23 protein-coding genes are annotated in these 22,004 nt (G+C 69.2%); 8 read left to right on the top strand and 15 right to left on the bottom strand.

Annotated elements, in window-relative coordinates; genetic code table 11:
* Window positions 1–42 precede the first annotated feature (42 nt).
* Window positions 43–396, top strand: a complete 354-nt coding sequence (locus ACZ5BU_RS22860) for a VOC family protein (protein ID WP_465701863.1) — start codon at window positions 43–45, stop codon at window positions 394–396.
* Here the strand turns inward: ACZ5BU_RS22860 and ACZ5BU_RS22855 are convergent.
* The 11 genes from ACZ5BU_RS22855 to ACZ5BU_RS22805 all read right to left on the bottom strand — a co-directional run bounded on the left by ACZ5BU_RS22855 (window position 387) and on the right by ACZ5BU_RS22805 (window position 10,865).
* Window positions 387–1,544 (bottom strand): GNAT family N-acetyltransferase, encoded by a 1,158-nt coding sequence (locus tag ACZ5BU_RS22855; protein ID WP_465701861.1) that lies wholly within the window; start codon window positions 1,542–1,544, stop codon window positions 387–389. The genes ACZ5BU_RS22860 and ACZ5BU_RS22855 overlap by 10 nt on opposite strands.
* A 10-nt stretch (window positions 1,545–1,554) precedes the next feature.
* On the bottom strand, window positions 1,555–2,016 hold the full coding sequence (locus ACZ5BU_RS22850; RefSeq protein WP_465701859.1) for a hotdog fold domain-containing protein: 462 nt from the start codon (window positions 2,014–2,016) through the stop codon (window positions 1,555–1,557).
* A 45-nt stretch (window positions 2,017–2,061) separates the two neighbouring features.
* Window positions 2,062–2,499, bottom strand: coding sequence for a dihydrofolate reductase family protein (locus ACZ5BU_RS22845; RefSeq protein WP_465701857.1), 438 nt, complete (start codon window positions 2,497–2,499; stop codon window positions 2,062–2,064).
* A 178-nt stretch (window positions 2,500–2,677) separates the two neighbouring features.
* Window positions 2,678–3,439 carry a YebC/PmpR family DNA-binding transcriptional regulator gene (locus tag ACZ5BU_RS22840; RefSeq protein ID WP_465701855.1) on the bottom strand — a complete coding sequence of 254 codons (762 nt, stop codon included), beginning with the start codon at window positions 3,437–3,439 and terminating at the stop codon, window positions 2,678–2,680.
* Window positions 3,440–3,470: 31 nt separating this feature from the next.
* Window positions 3,471–4,064, bottom strand: coding sequence for a pyridoxal 5'-phosphate synthase glutaminase subunit PdxT (pdxT, locus tag ACZ5BU_RS22835; RefSeq protein WP_465701853.1), 594 nt, complete (start codon window positions 4,062–4,064; stop codon window positions 3,471–3,473).
* The gene (locus tag ACZ5BU_RS22830) at window positions 4,061–4,612 is read right to left on the bottom strand and encodes a DUF6891 domain-containing protein (RefSeq protein ID WP_465701851.1); all 552 of its coding nucleotides are present in this window, start codon (window positions 4,610–4,612) and stop codon (window positions 4,061–4,063) included. Before ACZ5BU_RS22830 ends, pdxT begins: the two co-directional genes overlap by 4 nt.
* Before the next feature lie 188 nt (window positions 4,613–4,800).
* A complete protein-coding gene (locus tag ACZ5BU_RS22825) occupies window positions 4,801–5,691 on the bottom strand; it encodes a carbohydrate ABC transporter permease (RefSeq protein ID WP_465701849.1) in 891 nt (296 codons plus the stop codon).
* Window positions 5,688–6,677 (bottom strand): carbohydrate ABC transporter permease, encoded by a 990-nt coding sequence (locus tag ACZ5BU_RS22820; RefSeq protein ID WP_465701847.1) that lies wholly within the window; start codon window positions 6,675–6,677, stop codon window positions 5,688–5,690. Before ACZ5BU_RS22820 ends, ACZ5BU_RS22825 begins: the two co-directional genes overlap by 4 nt.
* 2 nt (window positions 6,678–6,679) lie before the next feature.
* On the bottom strand, window positions 6,680–8,095 hold the full coding sequence (gene ngcE / locus ACZ5BU_RS22815; protein WP_465701845.1) for an N-acetylglucosamine/diacetylchitobiose ABC transporter substrate-binding protein: 1,416 nt from the start codon (window positions 8,093–8,095) through the stop codon (window positions 6,680–6,682).
* Window positions 8,096–8,540: 445 nt separating this feature from the next.
* Window positions 8,541–9,440 carry a pyridoxal 5'-phosphate synthase lyase subunit PdxS gene (gene pdxS, locus ACZ5BU_RS22810; RefSeq protein ID WP_465701843.1) on the bottom strand — a complete coding sequence of 300 codons (900 nt, stop codon included), beginning with the start codon at window positions 9,438–9,440 and terminating at the stop codon, window positions 8,541–8,543.
* Between the two features lie 72 nt (window positions 9,441–9,512).
* The gene (locus ACZ5BU_RS22805; RefSeq protein ID WP_465701841.1) at window positions 9,513–10,865 is read right to left on the bottom strand and encodes an aminotransferase-like domain-containing protein; all 1,353 of its coding nucleotides are present in this window, start codon (window positions 10,863–10,865) and stop codon (window positions 9,513–9,515) included.
* Between the two features lie 66 nt (window positions 10,866–10,931).
* On the opposite strand from ACZ5BU_RS22805, the gene ACZ5BU_RS22800 reads away from it, so the two are divergent.
* Window positions 10,932–12,587, top strand: coding sequence for a bifunctional 3'-5' exonuclease/DNA polymerase (locus ACZ5BU_RS22800; protein WP_465701839.1), 1,656 nt, complete (start codon window positions 10,932–10,934; stop codon window positions 12,585–12,587).
* On the opposite strand, the gene ACZ5BU_RS22795 is transcribed toward ACZ5BU_RS22800, so the two are convergent.
* Together ACZ5BU_RS22795 and ACZ5BU_RS22790 are read right to left on the bottom strand one after the other, a co-directional pair.
* On the bottom strand, window positions 12,569–13,549 hold the full coding sequence (locus ACZ5BU_RS22795) for an RNA polymerase subunit sigma-70 (protein ID WP_465701838.1): 981 nt from the start codon (window positions 13,547–13,549) through the stop codon (window positions 12,569–12,571). The genes ACZ5BU_RS22800 and ACZ5BU_RS22795 overlap by 19 nt on opposite strands.
* Window positions 13,550–13,553: 4 nt before the next feature.
* Entirely contained in the window at window positions 13,554–14,051 is a 498-nt protein-coding gene (locus ACZ5BU_RS22790) for a hypothetical protein (RefSeq protein WP_465701836.1), read from the bottom strand.
* Window positions 14,052–14,210: 159 nt separating this feature from the next.
* Here ACZ5BU_RS22790 and ACZ5BU_RS22785 point away from each other — a divergent pair, with 159 nt between their 5' ends.
* Together ACZ5BU_RS22785 and ACZ5BU_RS22780 are read left to right on the top strand one after the other, a co-directional pair.
* Window positions 14,211–14,963 carry an S-methyl-5'-thioadenosine phosphorylase gene (locus ACZ5BU_RS22785; protein WP_465701834.1) on the top strand — a complete coding sequence of 251 codons (753 nt, stop codon included), beginning with the start codon at window positions 14,211–14,213 and terminating at the stop codon, window positions 14,961–14,963.
* The gene (locus tag ACZ5BU_RS22780; protein WP_465701832.1) at window positions 14,960–15,946 is read left to right on the top strand and encodes an NAD-dependent epimerase/dehydratase family protein; all 987 of its coding nucleotides are present in this window, start codon (window positions 14,960–14,962) and stop codon (window positions 15,944–15,946) included. Before ACZ5BU_RS22785 ends, ACZ5BU_RS22780 begins: the two co-directional genes overlap by 4 nt.
* Here ACZ5BU_RS22780 and ACZ5BU_RS22775 read toward each other — a convergent pair.
* A complete protein-coding gene (locus ACZ5BU_RS22775; protein ID WP_465701830.1) occupies window positions 15,943–17,097 on the bottom strand; it encodes a sensor histidine kinase in 1,155 nt (384 codons plus the stop codon). The genes ACZ5BU_RS22780 and ACZ5BU_RS22775 overlap by 4 nt on opposite strands.
* Window positions 17,094–17,792: a response regulator transcription factor gene (locus tag ACZ5BU_RS22770; protein ID WP_465701829.1), complete on the bottom strand. Its 699-nt coding sequence runs from the start codon at window positions 17,790–17,792 to the stop codon at window positions 17,094–17,096. The genes ACZ5BU_RS22775 and ACZ5BU_RS22770 overlap by 4 nt, the downstream gene beginning before the upstream one ends.
* 122 nt (window positions 17,793–17,914) lie before the next feature.
* On the opposite strand from ACZ5BU_RS22770, the gene ACZ5BU_RS22765 reads away from it, so the two are divergent.
* Genes ACZ5BU_RS22765 through ACZ5BU_RS22750 form a run of 4 tightly spaced genes read left to right on the top strand, consistent with a single transcriptional unit; the run spans window position 17,915 to window position 22,002 of the window.
* The gene (locus ACZ5BU_RS22765; RefSeq protein ID WP_465701827.1) at window positions 17,915–18,565 is read left to right on the top strand and encodes a glycosyltransferase family 2 protein; all 651 of its coding nucleotides are present in this window, start codon (window positions 17,915–17,917) and stop codon (window positions 18,563–18,565) included.
* Complete coding sequence (locus ACZ5BU_RS22760; RefSeq protein WP_465701825.1) at window positions 18,562–19,812, top strand: DUF2064 domain-containing protein; 1,251 nt, start codon at window positions 18,562–18,564, stop codon at window positions 19,810–19,812. Before ACZ5BU_RS22765 ends, ACZ5BU_RS22760 begins: the two co-directional genes overlap by 4 nt.
* Window positions 19,812–21,197 carry a hypothetical protein gene (locus ACZ5BU_RS22755; protein WP_465701823.1) on the top strand — a complete coding sequence of 462 codons (1,386 nt, stop codon included), beginning with the start codon at window positions 19,812–19,814 and terminating at the stop codon, window positions 21,195–21,197. The genes ACZ5BU_RS22760 and ACZ5BU_RS22755 overlap by 1 nt, the downstream gene beginning before the upstream one ends.
* Window positions 21,154–22,002 (top strand): ATP-grasp domain-containing protein, encoded by an 849-nt coding sequence (locus ACZ5BU_RS22750; protein WP_465701821.1) that lies wholly within the window; start codon window positions 21,154–21,156, stop codon window positions 22,000–22,002. Before ACZ5BU_RS22755 ends, ACZ5BU_RS22750 begins: the two co-directional genes overlap by 44 nt.
* Window positions 22,003–22,004: the final 2 nt, after the last annotated feature.

The raw sequence follows: 22,004 nt of genomic DNA, 5'->3' as shown, positions 1-22,004 counted from the left end.
GCCGTCCCACCGATAGAAATCGACGCGCCGCACACTGCTCTTATGCGGATGGAACTCACGCTCGACTGCACCGACCTGGAGGCTGCTGCGGCCTTCTGGTCGGCCGCGCTGCACTACCGGCGGACGCCGATCGAGGCCGAGGGTTATGCGGCCCTCGAGCCGCCGACCGGCGACGGCTTCCCGATCACTCTCCAACGAGTCCCGGAACCGAAGCTCAGCAAGAACCGCCTCCACCTCGACCTCCTCGTCGAGGACGTCGAGGCCGAGGTGAACCGCCTGGTCCTGCTCGGCGCCACTCGGCTCGAGCAGCACTCCGAGTACGGAACTGCGTGGTGGGTGCTCGCCGACCCGGAATCGAACGAGTTCTGCGTCGGGCAGCTTCCCGCTCAGAAGTAGTCGAGCATGTACGGCGTCCCGCCGGCGAAGACTGCGTCCGTTGCGGTGTCGAGGGCGTCTCCGCCGGCGGCCAGGCCTGCGTTGCGTAGGGCGGCGAGCGGCGTGCCGGCGTACAGCGCTGCCAGTCCCCGCGGTCCGAGGCGGAGCGCGTCGGCCGACGGCTCGGCGGGCTTCAGCTCGGCAGCACCGTCGGCGATCGACAGGTGCCAGTCGCCGGTGTTCGCCGGCAGTTCGGGGTCGTCGATCCGGAGATCGGCCTCGAGTACGGCGTTCTCCGCGAAACCACGCGCCGCGAGCGCGGCCGGGGCGTCGACGAGGCGGAGCATCCAGCGGACCAGCCGCGCATCGCCCGACGCCTCGTGTTCCGCGAGCAGATGGATCGAGTCGAACGGAGCGCAGTACGCCTGGACCGTGGTCGCGATCGACGCACCCGAGCCGACGGTCGCCCACAACGCCCGCGCGGTCTCCTCGGACCCGGCGATGATCTCGTCGACGACCAGGTCGCCGTCCGACCAGCGGTACACGACAAAGCCGTCCTCGGCGATGTACGCGAAGTTGTCCTCGTCCTCGAGCCACGACAGCACCTCGGAGCGCGGCCAGATCAGCGGCCCGTTCGTCCGCTTCGCCGTGTTCGACGCGGTAGCCAGCTCGAGCACCCGGTCCACGTCGGCAGGCGTCGCCTTGCGGACCGCCGTACCGCGGCCGCCGAGAGTACGCAGATCGGCTGCCTGGAAGGAGAACTTGTAGTGTCCGCCCGCGAACTCGTACCCCAGGTGCCGGTACAGAACAGTCGTCGCCGGGTACAGCGCCGTCAGCGGATACCCCTTCTCGACGCAGCGCTGCAGCACCGCGCGCATCATCAGGCTGCCGACCCCACGACCGCGGTACTCCGGGGCGACGACGACGCCGGCCACTCCGCCCATCGGCACCCGGCGGCCGCTCCACCACTGCTCGAACGGCCAGATCCGCGCCGCCGCGACCAGTTCGTCACCGTCGACCACACCGACGATCCGCCGGTCCTCGATGAACGTCGACGCGTTCTTCTTCCACTCGTCCCGGTCACCACCCGGGCCGAACGACCTGATCCGTACCTGCCACACCGAGTCGAGTTGCTCCTCGGTGACGTCCACCACCCGCAGTTCAGTCACGCGGGAGACCCTACGTCTTCTTGTCCGTCACCCACAGGTGAATTGTTCCCTCGACCACCACCGTGCCGTCGTCACGCGTCGCACGCACCTTCACCGGTACGTCGGGGCCAGCCGTCCAGGTCCCCGGATCGGTTTCGGCGGAGCAGGTGATGTCGGACGTCGACTTGGCGAGGTACGCGACCTCCATGCCCTTCGGCAGCCAGCGCTTGCCGGCCGGGATCGTCGCTTCCGCCAGCGCACCCATCGCGGCCTCGAGACCGTTGCACACGGCAATCGCATGCACGGTCCCGATGTGGTTCAGCACAGCCCGCCGCTTCGGCAACGTCAGCGCCGCGTAGTTGGGACTGACCTGCACGAACCGCGGCCGTACGGACCGGAAGTAGGGCGCCTTCCAGGCGAACCCCCACGAGAACACCCGCTCCCCGCCCGGCACCCCACGCAACCGCTCCCACAACCCCAGCACCTGGCTCATCCCCCAATGTTACCCACGAGTCACATCCCCCGTGAAGAGGAACCTTCAGGCGTGCAGCGTGGGGCGGTACGTGAGTTCTTGGCTGAGGTTGTCGAAGGTGCGGCTCTGGACCAGTTCGAGGTCGAAGTCGGCGGCTCCTTCGAAGACCGGCTCGACTCCCGTCTTGCCCGCGATCACCGGGAAGACCGTCACCTGAACGCGGTCGACCAGGCCGGCGGCCATCAGGGCCCGGTTGAGCGACAGGCTCCCGTGCGAGCGCAGCGGTACGTCGGACTCCTCCTTGAGCCGGGCGATCGCCTCGACGGCATCCCCGCACACGACCGTCGCGTCCGGCCAGTCGAACGGTCCGTCGAGCGTCGACGACACAACCGTCCTCGGCATGGTCCGCATCCGCTCCAGCTCGGGGTCGAGCGCTCCGAGCGGGAACTTGCTCAAGCCGATCATCTCCGTGAACAGCCGGAACGTGTTCGCCCCGAACACCATCCGCTGCCCCTCGTGTAGCTGCGCTCATCACACGCTCCCTGAACTAGTCGGCGCCCGAACAGGCAACCACTCACCAGAGCGTCGAACACATCCCCCCCGAATTCGACACACTCGCCCGAACATGTCGAGGCCGGCGTACCCGTGTGGGGTACGCCGGCCTCAGCAGAACCGGGGTGGGTCAGCCGACCTCGGCCATGATCTCGTCCGAGACGTCGAAGTTGGCGTAGACGTTCTGGACGTCGTCGCTGTCCTCGAGGGCGTCGATCAGGCGGAAGATCTTGCCGGCGCCGTCGGCGTCGAGTTCCACCGTCATCGACGGGACGAACTGGACGTCGGCGGAGTCGTAGTCGATACCGGCGTCCTGGAGCGCCGTCCGGGCCGCGACCATGTCGGTGGCCTCGGTGACGACCTCCCAGGAGTCACCCAGGTCGTTGACCTCGTCGGCGCCGGCCTCGAGCACGGCCTCCATCACGTCGTCCTCGGTCAGCGACTTACCGTCCTGCTCCTTGGCGACGACGATGACGCCCTTGCGGTTGAACAGGTACGCGACCGAGTTCGGGTCGGCGAGCGAGCCGCCGTTGCGGGACATCGCCGTCCGGACGTCCGCGGCGGCCCGGTTCCGGTTGTCGGTGAGGCATTCGACCAGCATCGCCACGCCGTTCGGGCCGTAGCCCTCGTACATGATCGTCTGGTACTCGGCGCCGCCGGCCTCGGCGCCGGAGCCGCGCTTGACCGCGCGGTCGATGTTGTCGTTCGGGACCGAGGACTTCTTCGCCTTCTGGATGGCGTCGTACAGGGTCGGGTTCCCGCCAGGGTCGCCACCGCCCATCCGGGCGGCCACCTCGATGTTCTTGATCAGCTTCGCGAAGAGCTTGCCGCGCTTCGCGTCGATGACGGCCTTCTTGTGCTTCGTGGTGGCCCACTTGGAGTGGCCTGACATGGCGAACCAACCCTTCTAACCTCTTAAGCGTCTAGCGGCCGCGGACCAGCTCGGCGAAGTAGCCGTGCAGCCTGGCGTCCCCGGTCATCTCCGGATGGAACGACGTGGCCAGCAGCCGGTCGTGGCGAACCGCGACGATCCTACCCGCGGCCGGGCCCGACCTCACCGTCGAGAGTACCTCCACGTCCCTGCCGACGCGTTCCACCCACGGTGCACGGATGAACACCGCGTGGTACGGCGTATCCAGCGCGGCGAACTCGAGATCGGCCTCGAACGAGTCGACCTGGCGCCCGAACGCGTTCCGCCGGACGGTCACGTCCAGCCCGCCGAGGGTCTCCTGACCGGCGATCCCGCCGGTGATCTCGTTCGCCAGCATGATCATCCCGGCGCAGGTGCCGAACGCGGGCATCCCGTCGGCGATCCGCTTCTGCAGCGGTTCGAACAGGTCGAACGTCCGCGCCAGCTTGTACATCGTGGTCGACTCGCCACCCGGCAGCACCATCGCGTCGACCTGCTCGAGCTCCGCGGGCCGGCGTACCGCACGAGCCTCGACCCCGACCGACGTCAGCATCGCGAGGTGCTCACGCACATTGCCCTGCAGCGCGAACACACCGATCACGGTCACAGCGTCACTCTCCGTTGCCAGTTGAGCGTGACCTCGATGCGGCCCTCGTCGAAGACGGCGGGGAGGTCGTGCTGGTGCAGGAGCGCGAGCACGTCTTCCAGCAACGGCTCACCGGGGGCGACGTTGCCGGTGTCGGGATGCCAGAGCTTGAGCTCGAGCATCCCGAAGTCGACGGCGTGCCAGACGTCGGTGTCGGTGAAGAACACCAGGCCTTGCGGATTCTCCGCGGCTTCGAGCGCTGCACGGGCGACGTGGTGGTCCGGCGTGTACCGGACCACCACGAGCCCGAGGCTCTCCAGCTCGCTCAGGACGGCGTCCAGCCGATCCGGATCGGTGGTCGCGGGCCACTCGGCGGCCTCGGCGTCGAGGTCCATGACCGCCTCGCCGATCAGCAGCGGTACGAGCGACGCCGCGTCCATCGACGGTGCGTCCTCCTGCACCGCCTCGGTCAGGGCGGCTGTGATCGCCGCGTGGTCGGCGTACCCCGATCGCACCAGGACGCGGGCCAGGCCGCGCAGTTCCCGGGCGGTCCGCTCGTCGACGTGCATACCGCCCAGGGTAGTCGAGGGCAGGTCTCCCGCTCCCACGCCGTCGCGAGGAGGTGCTCGGTGCGGTGCATCGGCGTGCGGGGGCGAAGGTCTCGATGCGGAGCATCGTGGCCTTTGCACCCGTGCGGCGAGGTGCCGTGCCGAGTGCCCCGCAGTAGGCGTGGGAGCGGGAGACCTGACCTACCCTCCTACTTCACACCTCCGGCGGTCACCGAGACCTGCAACTGCCGCTGGAAGATGATGTAGACGACCAGAACCGGCGCCACCGTGATCACCACGGCCGCGAACAGCGCACCGAAGTCCACCGCGTAACCGGCCTGCGACGCGAACGACGCCATGCCCTGCGAGAGCACGTAGTTGTTCGAGTCGGTGTTCAGGGCAACGGGCAGCAGGAACTGGTTCCACAACCCGAGGAAGTTGAAGATGGCGACCGACGCCATCCCCGGCCGTGCCATCGGCAACATCACCGAGAAGAACGACCGCCACTCCCCCGCGCCGTCGATCTGCGCGGCTTCGTACACCTCACCCGGCAGCGCCTTGAAGAAGGAGTGCAGGAAGAACACGGTGAACGGCAGCGCGAACGCGACGTACGTGATGATCAAGCCTGGCAGGGTGTTCAGCAGTGACAAGTTCTTCAGGACGAAGAACAGCGGCACGATCGCCAGGAAGACCGGGAACGTCAGTCCGGCCAGCATCGAGTAGTAGATCAGCCGGTTGCCCGGGAACGTGAACCTGGCCAGCACGTACGCGCACATCGCGCCGAGGACCATCACCAGCACCAGCGAGGAGCCGACGACGATCACCGTGTTCAGGAAGTAGCGGCCGATTCCGGCCGTGGTCCAGGCGTGCGCGTAGTTGCTGAACCGCAGCTTGCCCGGCAGCGACAGCGGGTTGCCCAGCACCTCCTGCGTCGACTTGAACGAGGACAGCAGCGTCCACACCAGCGGCAGGATGACCAGCAGCGACCACAGGATCAGCGCGATGTGGGCGGTGGTGGCAACCCCCTTGCCCTCCCGGGATCCCGCGCCGGACGCGCGGGACCCGGCGACGACCTCGGTCCGGTCGGCGGTGGTTGTCATCGGCGTACCTTTCGCTCACGTCCGCCGGTGAGGGCGTTCACCAAGAAGACCAGCCCCGCGAACAGCATCGTCACGGCGGCCAGGACCACACCCATCGCGGTCGAGTAGCCGAACTGCCCCTTGGTGAAGGCCGTGGTGAACAGTTGCTGCGGCATGACCAGCGTCGAGTTCTGCGGGCCACCGCCGGGGTTCAGCGCCTGCATGTACACGAAGGCGTCGAGGGCGGCGATCCCGAGGTAGATGTACGCCGTCTGCACGTTGTCGCGGATCAGCGGCAGGGTCAGGAACACCGCCGTACGGAACCGGCCGGCGCCGTCGATCCGGGCCGCCTCGAACACCTCCGGGTCGATACCGCGGATGGCGGCGATGAACAGCACCATGTAGAAGCCGACGAAGCCCCAGATCATCACGAACATCGAGGCCGGCATCGCGGTCCGGGCGTCCCCCAGCCACGCGTAGTTCTCGAACCCGTGCAGCCCGATCTTCGACAGCACAGCGTCCAGGATGCCCGAGGCCGGGGTGAACACCTGCGCCCAGATCAGGCCGATCACGATCGCCGGGATCACGTAGGGGAAGAACGACACGATCCGGTAGAAGCCGGAGTTCCGCAGGCCGCGGACGGTCCCGGTCCCCGAACCGCCGATCGTCACCAGCGTGGCCAGCGTCAGCGCCAGCAAGATGGTCACGATCGGCACCACGAGCGCGAGCTCGACGTTGTTGCGGACGGCCTTCAGGAAGATGTCGTCGTGGAACAGCTTCACGTAGTTGTCGAAGCCGACGAAGTTCATTCCCGAGCTGAAACCCGACCAGTCGGTCAGCGAGTACCACAGCGCCTGCACGAACGGCGAGACCACGAAGATCACGAAGACCGCCAGCGGCAGTCCGAGGAACACGACCATGAAGCTGACCCGGTCGAAGGTCAGCGGGCGGCGGCGCCGGCGGGCGGACCGCGTGGGTCCGCCCTCCGTCACGACATCTTGCGTCATGGTCACTTGGTGACCGGAATCTTCTTGACCGAGCTGTCGTTGCGCACCTTGTCGGTGATCTGCTGCAGGCCCTTCGTCAGGCCGGCCGCGTCCAGCTGGCCGGACAGGAACGAGTTCCAGACCACCAGCTGGTCGGTGTTCATGCCGTACAGGCCGAAGACCTGGTAGTCGAAGACGTTCGTACCGGCCGCGTCCAGCATCTGCGTTTGCGACTGCAGCGCGGTCGAACCGAAGCCGTCCGCGGGCACCAGACCCTTGACGATCGTCGGCGCGAGCCGCGTCTTGGCGAAGTTGGTCGCCGCGTCCTTGGACAGCATGGCCCGCAGCACCTCCTTGCCGCCGGCAACGTTCTTGCCCTTGGACGGTACGACGAACGGCTCACCGGCCGCGCTGCGCAGGGACTCCCACGGCAGCTTCGGGCTGGCGGTGAGCGTGGGCTCCGGGATGCCCTTCATGTCGAAGCCCGCCTTGGTGGCCTTCTTCATCTCGTTCTCGATCCAGGAACCCGACGGGTACAGGATCGCCATCTGGTCGTTGCTCCACTTCGCCTGCGCGGCGGTGAACTGGGTGCCGGCGCCGCCGGGGACGAAGTACCCGTTCTTGACCATGGTCTCCATGGCCTTGAAGACGCCCTGGAGCTGCGGCAGCGACCAGCAGTTCTCCTTGAGGTTCTCCAGCGCCAGCCGGACCTCGTCGCCACCCTCCTTGATCGCGGAGTCGACGGCCAGGGTGTGGTAGTAGGTCGCGGCTTCCTTGCCCCAGACGAACAGGTACTTGCCCTTCGCCTTGGCCTTGGCGCCGAGGTCGAGCAGGTCGTCGTACGTCTTCGGCGGCGTCCACCCGTTGGCCTTGAAGAGGCTGTCGGAGTACCACAGGCCGTAGAGGGTGAGTACGTAGTTCATGGCAACGAACTTGCCGTCGAACGTACCGGGGTTCTTGGCACCCGGGTACAGGGTGTCGGCGATCTTCTTGCCCTCGTAGTTGTCGGCCTCGAAGACGTCGTCCAGCGTCTCCAGCTGGTCCAGGATCGTGTTGAAGCCGATCTGGTTCGCACCGGAGTTGTCGATCAGGTCAGGCGGGTTGCCGCCGACGAAGCGCGGCTGCAGTTGCTGGGCGATCTGCGTGGACGGCGAAACCTTGACCGTCGAGCCCGAGTGCTTCTGCTGCACGATGTTCGCCGCGAACGTCACGTAGTCGTAGCCGTACCCGCCATTGAAGATCACCGCGTCGACGGACGACTTGTCCGCCATCCCGAACGGGTTGTCCGCGCTCTTCGTCCCGGTCGACCCGGAGTTGCCGTTGCTGTTGCTGCCGCCGGTCGCGCAGCCGGCGAGTGCGCCGCCGAGGGGAAGCACCGCGGCCGCCGCCAGGCTCCCCCGCAGGAGACTCCGACGTCCGATCTTGCTGGTCTCGCTCATTTGGTCCTGCCTCTTCTCACTAGATTCCCGACGGTGCTGTTGGCACCTGCCCCTTGTGGTGAGCGTCCCCCGGTCCGTAGGCGGCCAGCGCTCGGCGTGGCTGGTTGCTCACGGTCCAGCCACGCGGTCGGCAGCAGCACGCACTGGAACGCGCACTGCTCGCTCAAGTAGTTTCGCATTGTCTTTGCCAAAGTCGTTCGGCGTCAAGCCTTCGGACGGCGAGTCCTGGACCCGGCAACCGGCGGGCGATGACCCCGAACGCCTTGTGCAACACACGCCCCCACGGTTGCCCTCCTGCACCCGGACCGCGACCGACGCGCCGAATCCGATCCCATTTCGTGACCTCATGGCAAGTGGATAGCTGCTCGAAAACGCCGAAACCCGATCATCGGCGTGCAGCCGATGATCGGGTCTCTGACTATGTACTTACTTAATATGTAGTTACTTACCAGCCGCGCTCGGCGAGCCGGTGCGGCTGCGGGATCTCGTCGACGTTGATGCCGACCATGGCTTCGCCGAGGCCGCGGGAGACCTTGGCGATCACGTCGGGGTCGTCGTGGAACGTGGTGGCCTTGACGATCGCCTCGGCGCGCTGGGCCGGGTTGCCGGACTTGAAGATGCCGGAGCCGACGAACACGCCCTCGGCGCCGAGCTGCATCATCATCGCGGCGTCGGCCGGGGTGGCGATACCGCCGGCGGTGAACAGCACGACCGGGAGCTTGCCGAGCTGCGCGACCTCCTTGACCAGCTCGTACGGCGCCTGCAGTTCCTTCGCCGCGACGTACAGCTCGTCCTCCGGCAGGCTCTGCAGCTTGCGGATCTCCTGGCGGATCTGGCGCATGTGGGTGGTCGCGTTGGAGACGTCACCGGTACCGGCCTCGCCCTTGGAGCGGATCATCGCCGCACCCTCGGTGATCCGGCGGAGCGCCTCGCCGAGGTTGGTCGCGCCGCAGACGAACGGCACGGTGAACTGCCACTTGTCGATGTGGTTCGCGTAGTCGGCCGGGGTGAGCACCTCGGACTCGTCGATGTAGTCGACACCGAGGCTCTGCAGCACCTGCGCCTCGACGAAGTGCCCGATCCGGGCCTTGGCCATCACCGGGATCGAGACCGCGGCGATGATGCTGTCGATCATGTCCGGGTCGCTCATCCGGGACACGCCGCCCTGCGCGCGGATGTCGGCCGGGACCCGCTCCAGCGCCATCACCGCGACCGCGCCGGCGTCCTCGGCGATCTTGGCCTGCTCGGCGGTGACGACGTCCATGATCACGCCGCCCTTGAGCATCTCCGCCATCCCGCGCTTCACCTTCGCGGTGCCGGTGGTGGGCGTCTGGTTCTCGGTCACTGCATCCTCCTGGTCGTGGGGCTCGTTCCCAGATTAGGAGGCGTCGTGCACCTAACTTCAGTCCACTCCGAATCAAGTGGACTGAAGGGCCTCGCCGAGCCGGGCGACGACGAGCCGCAGCGTCGCCGGTGGCGCGGTGAACGGGATCCGGATGTGCCGGCGGTCGGTCGCGTCCGGCGTGAACAGATCGCCCGCACCGAGCAACAGACCCTGCTCCCGGGCTGCGTCCAGGACCCGCCGGGCTCTCGTCTCGGTCAGCTCGAGCCAGAGCGTCATCCCGCCGGTCGGCGTGGGCCACGCCACACCGTCGAGCGTCCGCAGTCCGGTCTCGAGCGCGTTCAGGTTGGCCCGCAGCCGCGTACGCCGTCGTCCGATCACCTTGTCCAACTTCGGCACGATCGCCTGCGCCAGCAGGTCATCCAGCGCACTGGGCGACGCGACACTGAGCTGAGCCGCAGTGTTGATCCGGCGCCTGAGTTGCTTCCCGGTCCGGACCCAGCCGACCCGCAACCCACCCCAAACGGTCTTGGACAGCGAACCGACGCTGACTGTCCTGGGATACCGGCTCAACGGCTCGGCCTGCTGACCGTTCGCCAGCCAGAGCGGCCGCATGGTCTCGTCGCTGATCAGAGCCGCGCCGTATCTCCGCGCGATCTCGACGACGGCCTGGCGCCGATCGGCCGGCAGACTCAGCCCGGTCGGATTGTGGTTGTCCGCCTGGAGATAGATCACCTTCGGCCGATGCCGCCGACACAAGTGAGCCAGTTGATCGATGTCCCAAACGCCCGCCGGCCACCCCGCCACGTCCAGGCGGTGCTTCCGCAGCAGGTCAAAGGCAGCGGGGTACGTCGGTGTCTCGGTGATCGCTACTCCCGGGCCGAGGTCCAATCCGGCCAGGGCGGCATTCAGACCGGCAGCTGCGCCGACGGTGAGTGTCAGCTGCTCCGGCTCGGTCGGAACACCTTCTGTGGTGAGGCGATCTGCCAAGGCTGCTCTCAGCTCCTGGGATCCACCCGGCGGCGGGCCGTCACCACCCATCGCCTGCGGCAATCCGTCCTGCACGATCTGCGCCGCCGCCTCCGCCACGTCGTGCGGTGCGGCCGTCGTCGCGAACCGCAGGTCCAGTACCGGCCGGTCCCCCGGCGTCACCGTCGACGCCGGCGCCACCGGGTCCAGCAGCCGGTCCAGCGGGCGTACGACGGTCCCGGAACCGCGCTTGGTCTCCAGTACGCCGTCCCGCCGCAGGTTCTCCAAGGCGCGGACGACGGTCACCCGGCTGACGCCCAGGCGCTCCGCGAGGACCCGTTCCGAGGGCAGCCGGGACCCGATCGAGAGGTCGCCGCGCTCGATCCGCCGCAGGACCAGCCCCTCGACCTGCTCGGTCTTGGTACCGTCCGCGTTATCCAGGTCCCCGACCCGCCACATAAGTCCAGCTTCCCACAACTGGCCTGATGAACGCGGACTGTCCGTCGTGGGTGCTTGGATTCGGGTATGGACGAACGGTGGGCGATCGCCCCGAGTGAGGGCGGCGGCGCGACGCTCGTCGCGCTGCACCCGGACGGGCAGCCCGCCGGCGAGGTACTGCACGAGCCGGATCTCGTGCAGGCCGTCGCGTCCCGGCCGTACGTCTCGCGGTGGGTGTGGCGGGCGTCGGCGGACATCTATCCGCGGCTGCTCGCGGCCGGTGTCCGGGTCGAGCGCTGCTACGACATCGAGAACACCGAGGGTCTGCTGCTCGGACACGAGGGACGGCTCGGCGAGCCACGGTCGGCCGCGGCCGCGTGGGGACGGTTGAGCGGTGGTCCGGTCCCGGCGGATCCGCCGTTGCGGGCCGTCGTACCGGGTGAGCAGTCGTCGTTGTTCGAGATCGCCGCGGAGCCGGTGCCGTTCGGGGCGTTGCTCAAGGTGTACGCCGATCAGCTCCGGCGGCACGCGCTGACCGAGTTCCCGGACCGGACGCGGTTGCTCACGGCATCGGAATCGTCGGCGATGCTGATCGCCGCCGAGATGGATCTGGCCGGCCTGCCGTGGAGCGCGCAGGCGCATCGGGAGGTGCTGAGCGAGCTGCTCGGCGAGCGGTTCGCCGGCTCGGGCGAGCCGCGGCGGCTGACCGAGCTGGCGGACGAGATCTCGGCCTCGTTCGGGCACCGGGTGCGGCCGGAGCTGCCGGCGGAGGTGCTGAAGGCGTTCAAGCAGGCCGGATACGAGGTGAAGACGACGCGGAAGTGGGAGCTCGAGCACCTCGACCACCCGGCAGTCGCGCCGCTGCTGGAGTACAAGAAGCTGTACCGGATCTACACGGCCAACGGGTGGTCGTGGCTGAACGACTGGGTCCACGACGGGCGGTTCCGGCCGGGGTTCGTGCCCGGTGGGACGGTGTCGGGGCGGTGGATCACCAATGGTGGTGGGGGTCTGCAGATCCCGAAGGTGATCCGGCGGGCGGTCGTGGCCGATCCCGGGTGGCGGTTGGTGGTCGCCGACGCGTCGCAGCTCGAGCCGCGGATCCTGGCCGCGATCTCGCGCGATCCGGCGCTGATGGAGGTCGCGAGTGATCCGGGCGACCTGTACAAGGCGGTCTCGGACCAGGCCTTCGCGGGTGATCGCGGGCAGGCGAAGATCGCCGTACTGGGTGCGATCTACGGGCAGACGTCGGGCGACGGGCTGAAGAACCTCGCGATGCTGCGTAAGCGGTTCCCGCAGGCGGTTGCGTACGTCGACGACGCTGCCCGGCTCGGCGAAGAAGGCCGGCTGGTCCGTACGTACCTCGGCCGCACGTGCCCACCCGCGGGGCATGCGCTCGATGCCGCGTTGCTGGAGGGTCCGCCCGCCGATCTCCCGACCACCGACCCGCGCCGCGCGAGAGCCCGCGGCCGCTTCACCCGCAACTTCGTCGTCCAGGGCAGCGCTGCCGACTGGGCCCTGCTGATGCTCGCGGCCCTCCGCCAGACCCTCGCCCCGCTGAAGGCCGAGCTCGTCTTCTTCCAGCACGACGAGGTCATCGTGCACTGCCCCGCCGACGAAGCTCCCCGGGTCACCGAAGCCATCCAACAGGCGAGCAACCTCGCCGGCACGCTGACCTTCGGCCGCACCCCTACCAACTTCGCCTTTACCACCGCCACCGTCGAGGTCTACGCGGACGCCAAGTAGTACGCGGGCAGGCCGTAGAGGTGGTGGTCGGTGGTTTCGAACGCGGTCATTTCGGCTATCCGGCCTTGTTCGATGCGGAAGATGTCGAGGGCGAAGAGGTTGTACGTCGCGTTCCCTGGGGGCTTCAGGTACGCGGCGAGGGTTGGTTGGTGGTTGACGGTGGTGGGGTGGAAGCGCCAGTGGCCGCGGAAGTCCGGGGTGAGGTTGGGGGTCAGCGAGCGGAGGGCGTCGTCGATTCCCTCGAACCAGAAGGGGTACGGCGGCATCGTGATGCGGATGTCTTCGTGCATGAGGGCCGCCAGGGCGGCAGGGTCGGCTGCCTCCCATGCGGTCAGGTAGCGGCTCAGGAGGTTGCGTTCGGACTCGGTGGTGTCGCGGGCGGACCAGTCCGTGCGATGTGGAGGTAGGTGCTCGCGGAGGACCGGGCGGGCGCGTTGCAGGGCCGAGTTGACCGCGGCAACGGACAGGTCGACAGCTTCGGCGGTTTCGCGGGCGGACCAGCCGAGGACGTCGCGGAAGATCAGTACGGCGCGTTGCCGCGCGGGCAGGTGCTGGATCGCGAGCAGGAACGCGAGCTCGATCGTCTCCCGCCGGATCGCGACCGCGTCCGGTTCGGCCGCCCGGTCCAGCAGTACGTCGGGAAACGGCTGCAGCCACGGTACGTCCTCCCGTGGCGGCAACGCGGTCGCGGGGAACGAGGCCGGCTCCAGCTGGTACGGAAGCACCCGGCGCGGACGTCGTACGTCGATGCACGCGTTCGTGGCGATCCGGTACAGCCACGCCCGCACCGACGACCGGCCCTCGAACCCGTCCCGCCCGCGCCACGCCCGGAGCAGCGTCTCCTGCACCACGTCCTCGGCGTCGTCGTACGACCCGAGCATCCGGTAGCAGTGAACGCGCAGCTCGTGCCGGTACCGCTCGGCCTCCTCCGCGAATCCGTCCGCCGACGTCATGGGGTCCATGCTCTCAGTCCTCGAGCTCGATGGTGGCCGGCATCGGGGCGTGGCCGGCGAGGCGGAACCAGGTGACCAGGCGGCGCCGGCGCAGGTCGCGGGTCGAGACGACGACGTCGTTGTGGAAACGGCGCGCGAGCTGCACGCGGCGCATCGCCAGCGTGAGCTCGCCAGCCCAGGGTTCGATGTCGGTGCCGGTGGCATGGATCGCGCGGGTCAGCGCGGACTCGGCCTGTTCGCGTTCCCCGATCGGGTCGAGCGAGACCGAGCGGGCGCGGTGCGCGGCGTCGAGCAGCAGCAACGCGGACGCCGGGTCGAGGACGTCGCTGCCGGCGAGTTCCGCGACCAGTGCCGCACGGCGGGCCAGCTCGGTCTCCAGCGAGGCACGCGCGAGGTCGACCCGATGATGTAGCCGGTCGAGGCGCTCCGCGGTCCAGCTCGCGTAACCGCCGAACAGCAGCAACACCATGCCGACCGCGCTCACCAGGACCGACACCCAGGACCCGTCCACACCCCCATTCGATCACCTCCACCATCTTTGAGAAGCCATCAACCGTTTCGAGGGCAGCGAAATGATCGGTGGCTTCTCAAAGTTGGGGGAGGTTACGGGGTGCTGACGGTGTGGCGGGATCGGGGAGGCGCGGTCGCGGGGAGCACTAGCGTCGGCGGTATGGCTGATATCGGCGTGATCGGCGGGTCCGGGTTCTACTCGTTCCTGCCCGGTGTGGAGCGGATCGAGATCGACACCCCGTTCGGGGCGCCCAGCGAGGCGCCGGTGGTCGGGGACCTGGACGGGCGGGAGGTCGCGTTCATCCCGCGGCACGGCGCCGACCACCGGTTCCCGCCACATCGCGTCAACTACCGCGCGAACCTGTGGGCGCTGCGTTCGCTGGGTGTGCGGCAGGTGCTCGGGCCGTGCGCGGTCGGTTCGCTCAAGCCGGAGCTGACCCCGGGCACATTCGTCGTCCCGGATCAGTACGTCGACCGTACGTGGGGTCGCGAGCACACCGTGTACGACGTCGCGCCGGTCGTGCACACCTCTGCCGCGGACCCGTACTGCCCGACCGGCCGCGCGACGGTCATTGCCTCCGGCAACGTCGTACCCGACGGCACGATGGTCGTCATCAACGGCCCGCGATTCTCCACCCGCGCCGAATCCCAGTGGCACGCTGCACAAGGATGGTCCGTTGTCGGCATGACCGGCGCCCCCGAAGCGGCCATCGCCCGCGAGCTCGGTCTCTGCTACACGTCCATCGCGGTTGTCACGGATCACGACGCGGGCGTGGAAGCCGGCACCGGCGTCACCCAGGCGGAGGTCTTCGCGGCCTTCCAACAGAGCATCCAACGCCTGCAGCAGTTGCTGAAGGACGTCATCAGCCAGCTCCCCAAGCCGGACGCCGACTGCGTCTGCCACCGCTCATGAAGGTCCTGCTGACCGGGGGTGCCGGGTTCATCGGGCGGCACGTTCATGAGCAATTGGTTGCTGACGGCCACGACGTGGCGGTGTTCGATCTGCGGGCCGGGGGCAACGACGTACGGGATGCGGGGGCGGTTGCCGCGGCGGTCGAGGGTGTGGACACCGTGGTGCATCTGGCGGCGAAGGTCGGGCTCGGGGTCGATCTGAACGACATCGACGACTACGTGTCGCACAACAGTCTGGGTACCGCGGTGTTGCTCAAGTCGATGGGCCGCGTCCGGAATCTGGTGTACGCGAGTTCGATGGTCGTGTACGGCGAAGGTCGGTACGACTGCGACCAACACGGGCAGGTGGCACCAGGGCCGCGACGGGTCGAGGATCTGGAGGCGGGGCGGTTCGAGCCCCCGTGCCCGTACTGCGGTGCGTTCCTGCGGCCGGGGCTCGTCCACGAGGACGCGCGGCTCGATCCGCGGAACGCCTACGCCGCCAGCAAGCTGAACGGGGAACACCTCGCGGCCGCCTGGGCCCGCGAGACCGGCGGGCGGGTGACCGCGCTGCGGTTCCACAACGTGTACGGACCGGGGATGCCGCGCAACACGCCGTACGCCGGTGTCGCCGCGATCTTCCGGTCCGCGCTCGAACGGGGCGAAACGCCGCGCGTCTTCGAGGACGGCGGCCAGCGCCGCGACTTCGTCCACGTCCGCGACGTCGCGACCGCCGTCACGCTGTCCGCGACCGCGCTCCCCCAGCAGCTCGGATTCACGGCGTACAACGTCGGCAGTGGCACCGTCACCACCATCGGCGAGGTCGCCACCGAACTCTGCAAGGCGTACGACGCCCCACCCCCGATCGTCACCGGCGAGTACCGCCTCGGCGATGTCCGCCACATCACCGCATCATCGGACCGGATCAAGTCCGACCTCAGCTGGAAACCGACCTACGACCTGACCACCGGCGTGGCGGACCTGGTGCGAGAGCCGGACCTCTAGCTGTGCACCGGCGGCAGGTCGATCTCGAAGGCGCAGCCGCCGTCGACGTTGCTGACGGCAATGTTTCCGTCGTGGGACTCGACCACCCCGCGGGCGATCGCCAGACCCAGCCCACCGCCGCCTGAGGCGGAGGCGGCCGTTTCCGGGGTGCGTTGTTCGTCGCCGCGCCAGCCGACGTCGAAGACCCGCTCCAGGTCGTCCGCCGGGATGCCACCACAGCCGTCGGTCACGGCCAGCCTCACTCGCCCGTCGGACTCACGATCGACGGCGAGCGTCACCGTCCCGCCCGGAGCGGTGTGCCGGATCGCGTTGCCCACCAGGTTCGTGACCGCGCGCGTAAGTTCGTCCGGATCCCCTTGGACGGCGAGCCGGTCGTCGCCGCTCGGCGTCGACACCGCGAGCTGCACACCCTCCGCCCGCGCATGCTCGTTGTTCTCCCCGGCGACGTCCTCGGCCAGCTCTCGCAAGCTCACCGCCGACCGGCGCCGAGGCCGCGAGTCTGCGGGAGCGGCCGACAACCGGGACAGCTCGAACAGATCGTCCACGAGCCCGGTCATCCGGTCCACCGTCGACCGCATCTGCCGCAGCGCACCGGGTACGTCGTCGATCACGCCGTCCTCGAGACCCTCCGACACCGCCCGCAGCCCGGCCAGCGGCGTCCGCAGATCGTGCGACATGAACGCGACCAGCTCCCGCCGGCTCGCCTCCAGCGCCCGTTCCCGCTCGTGCGACGCGGCCAGCTTCTTCCGGGTCATCTCCAGCTCGTTCGTCAGCTCGGCCAGCTCCGCCGGTACGGCGCCACCGGCCACCTCCGGCGCGTCGTACGACGTCCCGAGCTGCCGCAACCGCCGCCCGACGTCACGCGAGCCCGTACTGATCCAGTGCCCGAGCAACACCGACATCGCCAGCCCGAGCAGCGCCGCGAACGCCAGCGTCCACAGCACCACCCACGAGTCGTGCTGCGAGATGAACATCGCCCGTACGCTCTGCAGTACGGCGGCCAGCGCTGCCGCCATCGGCGCGAGCGCCGCCACGATCATCGTGATCCGCAACGACCGCCGCCGGAACCGCCACAGCACCGCGGCCCCGACCGCCGCCACCACCAATGTCCACAACGTGGTGAGCGCGAGGATCGTCGCCATGTCCTTCATCCGGCGTCACCCGCGAACAGGTACCCGGTCCTCGGCACGGTCAGCACCAGCTTCGGATCCGACGGATCGGCCTCGATCTTCTCGCGCAACCGCCGTACGTGCACCGTGACCGTGGACGAATCTCCGAAGTCCCAGCCCCACACGCGGCGCAGTAGCTCGGCCTTCGTGTACGCCTTACCGGCATGTCCCACGAGGTACGCGAGCAGGTCGAACTCGCGGTGCGTCAGCGACAGCTCCTCCTCGCCGAGGTACGCACGCCGCGCCGCCGTGTCCACGGTCACCGGTCCCGCGCTCAGCTTCGTCGGCGTCAGGTCGAGCCCGGCGAGCCGCTCCTCGCGGCGCACCAGCGCCTGCACCCGCAGCGTCAGCTCACGCGGGCTGAACGGCTTCACCACGTAATCGTCCGCGCCGACCTCGAGGCCGACCAGCCGGTCCTCCTCCTCGCCGCGCGCGGACAGCATGATCACCGCGGCGCCGTCGTCGGCCGCGCGCATCCGGCGCAGGACCTCCAGTCCCGACAGGCCGGGCAGCATCACGTCGAGCACGACGACGGACGGTTTCCACTGCTGCCAGACCTCGACCGCGGACAGGCCGTCCGCCACCACGCGGGCGGCGTACCCGGCCTTGGTCAGGTACGCCGAGACGACGTTGGACACGGTCGGGTCGTCGTCGACGACCAGCACACGAGTAGCCACGCTCAGAGCGTAGATCCTCCGGTCCGCCGACCCGCGCACCAGGAGCGGAACGCAGTACGCCGTAAGCGACCCGTAGCCGCAATCGCGCACCACGGGCCGCCTTTCGTCCATACCGTCGAACCATGCCCGTCGATCTCGTCCTGCCGTGCCTGAACGAAGCGGCTGCCCTGCCCTGGGTGCTCGAACGGCTCCCGGCCGGCGTCCGCGCGATCGTCGTCGACAACGGCTCGACCGACGGCTCGGCGGAGGTCGCCGCGCGGCTCGGGGCGACGGTCGTGGAATGCGAGCTCAAGGGGTACGGCGCCGCGTGTCACGCCGGGCTGGAGGCGGCGTCGGCGGAGGTGGTCGCGGTGATGGACGCGGATGCGTCGCTCGATCCGCGGCAGTTGGTGCGCGTGACCGCGCCGGTCGAGAGCGGCCGATCGGATCTGGTCGTCGGGCGGCGGCGTCCGGTGTCGCGGAGCGCCTGGCCGTGGCACCTACGGCTTGCGAACGCCGAGCTGTCGCGGCGGATCCGGCGGCGTACGAGCGTTTCGTTGCACGATCTGGGACCGATGCGGGCGGCTCGTCGTACGGCGCTGCTCGGGCTCGGGCTGACGGACCGGCGGTCCGGGTACCCGTTGGAGACCGTCGTACGGGCGGCCGATGCCGGCTGGCGGATCGCGGAGGTGGACGTCGACTACCTGCCACGCTCGGGGCGGTCGAAGGTGACCGGTACGCCACTGGGGGCGGCGCGCGCCGTACTCGACATGTCGAAGGTGCTGGCCCGGTGAGAGGCACCGTGATCGTGATCGCGAAGGAGCCGGTCGCCGGGCGGGTGAAGACGCGGCTGCAGACCGAGTTCACGCCGCGGGAGGCGGCGGCGTTGGCGCGGGCGTCGCTCGTGGACACGTTGAGCGCCGTACGGGCGACAGGTGCGCGGGTGGTGATCTCACTGGAGGGATCGCCGGGGTCGTGGTTGCCGGGTGGACTCGAGGTGGTCGCGCAGCGGGGAGACGGGTTGGGCGAGCGGATCGCGGCGGCGTTCGAGGACGCGTACGACGGCTCGCCGATGCTGCTGATCGGTATGGACACGCCGCAGGTGGCGCCGGAGCTCGTCGGCTTCGAATGGCGCGGGTACGACGCGGTGCTCGGGCTGACCGAGGACGGCGGGTACTGGTGTCTCGGGATGCGTACGCCGGACCGGCGGGCGCTGGCCGGCGTACCGATGTCGACCGATCACACCGGGCGGGACCAGCTGCGGCGGCTGCGGGCGCTGGGACTGCAGGTCGGGATGCTGCCGACGCTGCGGGACATGGACACGCCCCGGGATGCGGCGTACCTGGCGGCCGAGTTCCCCGAGTTGCGGGTGTCACGGTTGTACCGGCGGTTGCAGCACTCGGCGCATCCGGGGTTGCTGTTCGACCAGGCACTGAGTGGTAAGGCGCGGGTCGTTGCTACCGGCATCGATGGGCGGAAGGTGCCGTCGCTGTCGGAGCTGGAACGGTGGTCGGCGCCGGCCGACGACGTGGACCGGCTGGCGCTCAGCCGGTGCGAGGGACCGGTGCTGGACATCGGTTGTGGTCCGGGGCGGATCGTGACGGCGCTGGCCGAACGTGGGATCCCGGCGCTCGGGGTCGACGTGTCGCCGCGGGCCGTTTCGCTGACCACCTCGCGCGGGGCGGCGGCGTTGCACCGCCCGGTGCAGGAACCGCTGCCCGGCGAAGGCCGCTGGGGCAGCGTGGTCCTGATGGACGGCAACATCGGCATCGGCGGCGACCCGGTGGACCTGCTCCGCCGTTGCGCCGAACTGGTCCGGCCCGACGGCCTGGTCCTCGTCGAAGTGGACACGGACGACAGCCTCGACGACACGTCCCCGATCGTCCTCCAGACCCCCACCGGCCGCCGGTCCACTCCGTTGCCCTGGGCAAGAGTCGGGACCCACACCCTGCTCCGGCACGCCCGCAACACCAACCTCTACCCGACCGAGGACTGGCGCACCCCCCACCGCGCCTTCCTGACCCTCCGCCGGACCGCCTGATGCCCACACGGGTCGAGGCTGCCGGCACGCGTGCGGTTGGCTTGGGGCTGGTGGCGGGTGGGGTGTGTGCGGGGGTGCTCTTCGCGGTTGGGCGCGGGTGGTGGCCGGATGTGGTGCTGGTGATGGGCGCGATCCTCGTCGGTGGGTTGGTTTGGCGGTTCGGGCGCGGGTTGAGTGTGGCTGCCGTGGTTGTTGTTGCCGGGGTTTGTCAGGTGCCGGGGGTCTTGCATGCGCCGATCACCAGTACGGACGCCTATCGGTACGTGTGGGACGGGCGGGTGCAGTTGGCCGGCCATTCGCCGTACCGGTATGTGCCGCTCGACGATGCGCTCGCGGGGTTGCGGGATCCGGTGTTGTTCCCGGGGTTGTCGGCTCAGCAGCGGTCGGGGGTGTCGGGGATACCGCAGGATCCGGCGCAGTTGCCGGTGGACGACGCGCGGACCCGGATCAACAGGCCGGGAGTGCCGACGATCTACCCACCGGTGGCGGAGGCGTACTTCGCGGCGATCGCGCTGGTGACGCCGTGGTCCGCCGGGACGCTGGGCCTGCAGGTCGCGGCCGCGTTGATCGCGATCGCGCTCGCGTGGCTACTCGCCGTACGGGATCCGCGCGCCGGCGCCTTGTGGGGTTGGTCACCGATCGTCGTCCTCGAGGCCGGCAACGCGGCCCACGTCGACGTGCTCGCCGCCTTCCTGATCACCGCCGCCGTCATCACCACCGCGCGCCGCCCGAAACTCGCCGCGATCCTCCTCGGCGCGGCCGGCAGCGTGAAGCTCCTCCCCCTCCTACTTCTCCCGGCCTTCCGCGGCAGGCGGCCGATAGTTGCCCTCAGCACCTTTGCGGCAACCTACCTTCCGCACATCCTTGCCGTCGGCACCTTGGTGCTCGGCTTCCTGCCCGGCTACCTCAACCAGGAAGGGTTCGACGACGGCAGCTCCCGATCGGCGATTCTCGCGCTCCTGCTGCCTCCTGAGGCCCGCCAGGTCACCGCCGCCGCCCTCGCACTCGCACTCGCCGCCCTCGCGTTCCACCGCGCCAAACGCGACCCGATCGCGCTCACCTGCTGCTGGCTGTACGGCGCCGCGCTGCTGATCGCCACCCCGACCTACCCCTGGTACGGACTCCCGCTGATCGCACTCGCAGGACTCGCCCGCCGCCCCGAATGGATCGCCGTACCACTCGCCTCCTACCTGGCCTACGCGAGCTTCGGGCACGACACCCGCCAGGGCCTGATCCACCTGGCCGCGGCAGTCGTCGTTGTCACGGTCAGCACCGTCCGTCACCGGTTCGTTGCCGAATCAGGTTTGACCGGACGGGCCCTGCCCACCAACACTGACGGGCGTGACGAAACGCATCGCCCTCGCGACCTCGGCCGAACTCGCTGAGTTGCACCCCGACGACCGCCCACTCCTCGACGCACTGCGCGCCACCGGCCTCGAGCCGGTCGTGGAGGTCTGGACCGACCCGTCGGTCGACTGGTCCGCGTACGACGCGGTCCTGCTGCGCACCGTCTGGGACTACTTCCTGCGGTACGAGGAATTCACCGAATGGCTCGCCCAGCTGAGCAAGGCCGACGTACCGCTACTGAACAGCGCCGACCAGGTTCGCTGGAACAGCGACAAGCAGTACCTGCTCGAACTCCGCGAGCGCGGTGTGCCGATCGTCCCGTCGCAGGTCGCGGCCGGCGCGTGCCTGCGCGAGGTGGTCGCCGGACTGAGCGGCCAGCAGATCGTCATCAAGCCGACCGTCAGCGGCAACGCCCTGCACACGGTCCGCGGCCTCGCCGGCTCCCCCGAGCTCGAGCAGGCCCTGAACGAACTGCCCGACCTGGTCTACCTCGTCCAGCCGTTCGTCCCGGAGATCCAGTCCGACGGTGAGTGGTCGGTGCTGTTCTTCGACGGCGAGTTCAGCCACGCTGTCGTGAAGCGGCCCGCGGACGGCGACTACCGCGTCCAGGAGTCGTATGGCGGCCGGACCGTCCTCACCGAGCCGCCTGCCGCCGTCCTGGAGAGCGCCCAGGCCGCGCTGGAAGCCGCCGGCCCGACGCCGGTCTACGCCCGCGTCGACGGCGTGGTCGTCAACGACCGCTTCCTGCTGATGGAGATCGAGCTCATCGAGCCGTACCTGTTCTTCCCGCAGGCCCCCGCCGCGGTCGAGAAGCTGGCCGCGGCGGTCGCAGCCCGGATCTAGGT

This window comes from Kribbella sp. NPDC031520, from assembly GCF_055580825.1.
The sequence above is the reverse complement of the archived record's forward strand: the minus strand, read 5'-3'. Positions and strand labels throughout refer to the sequence as shown.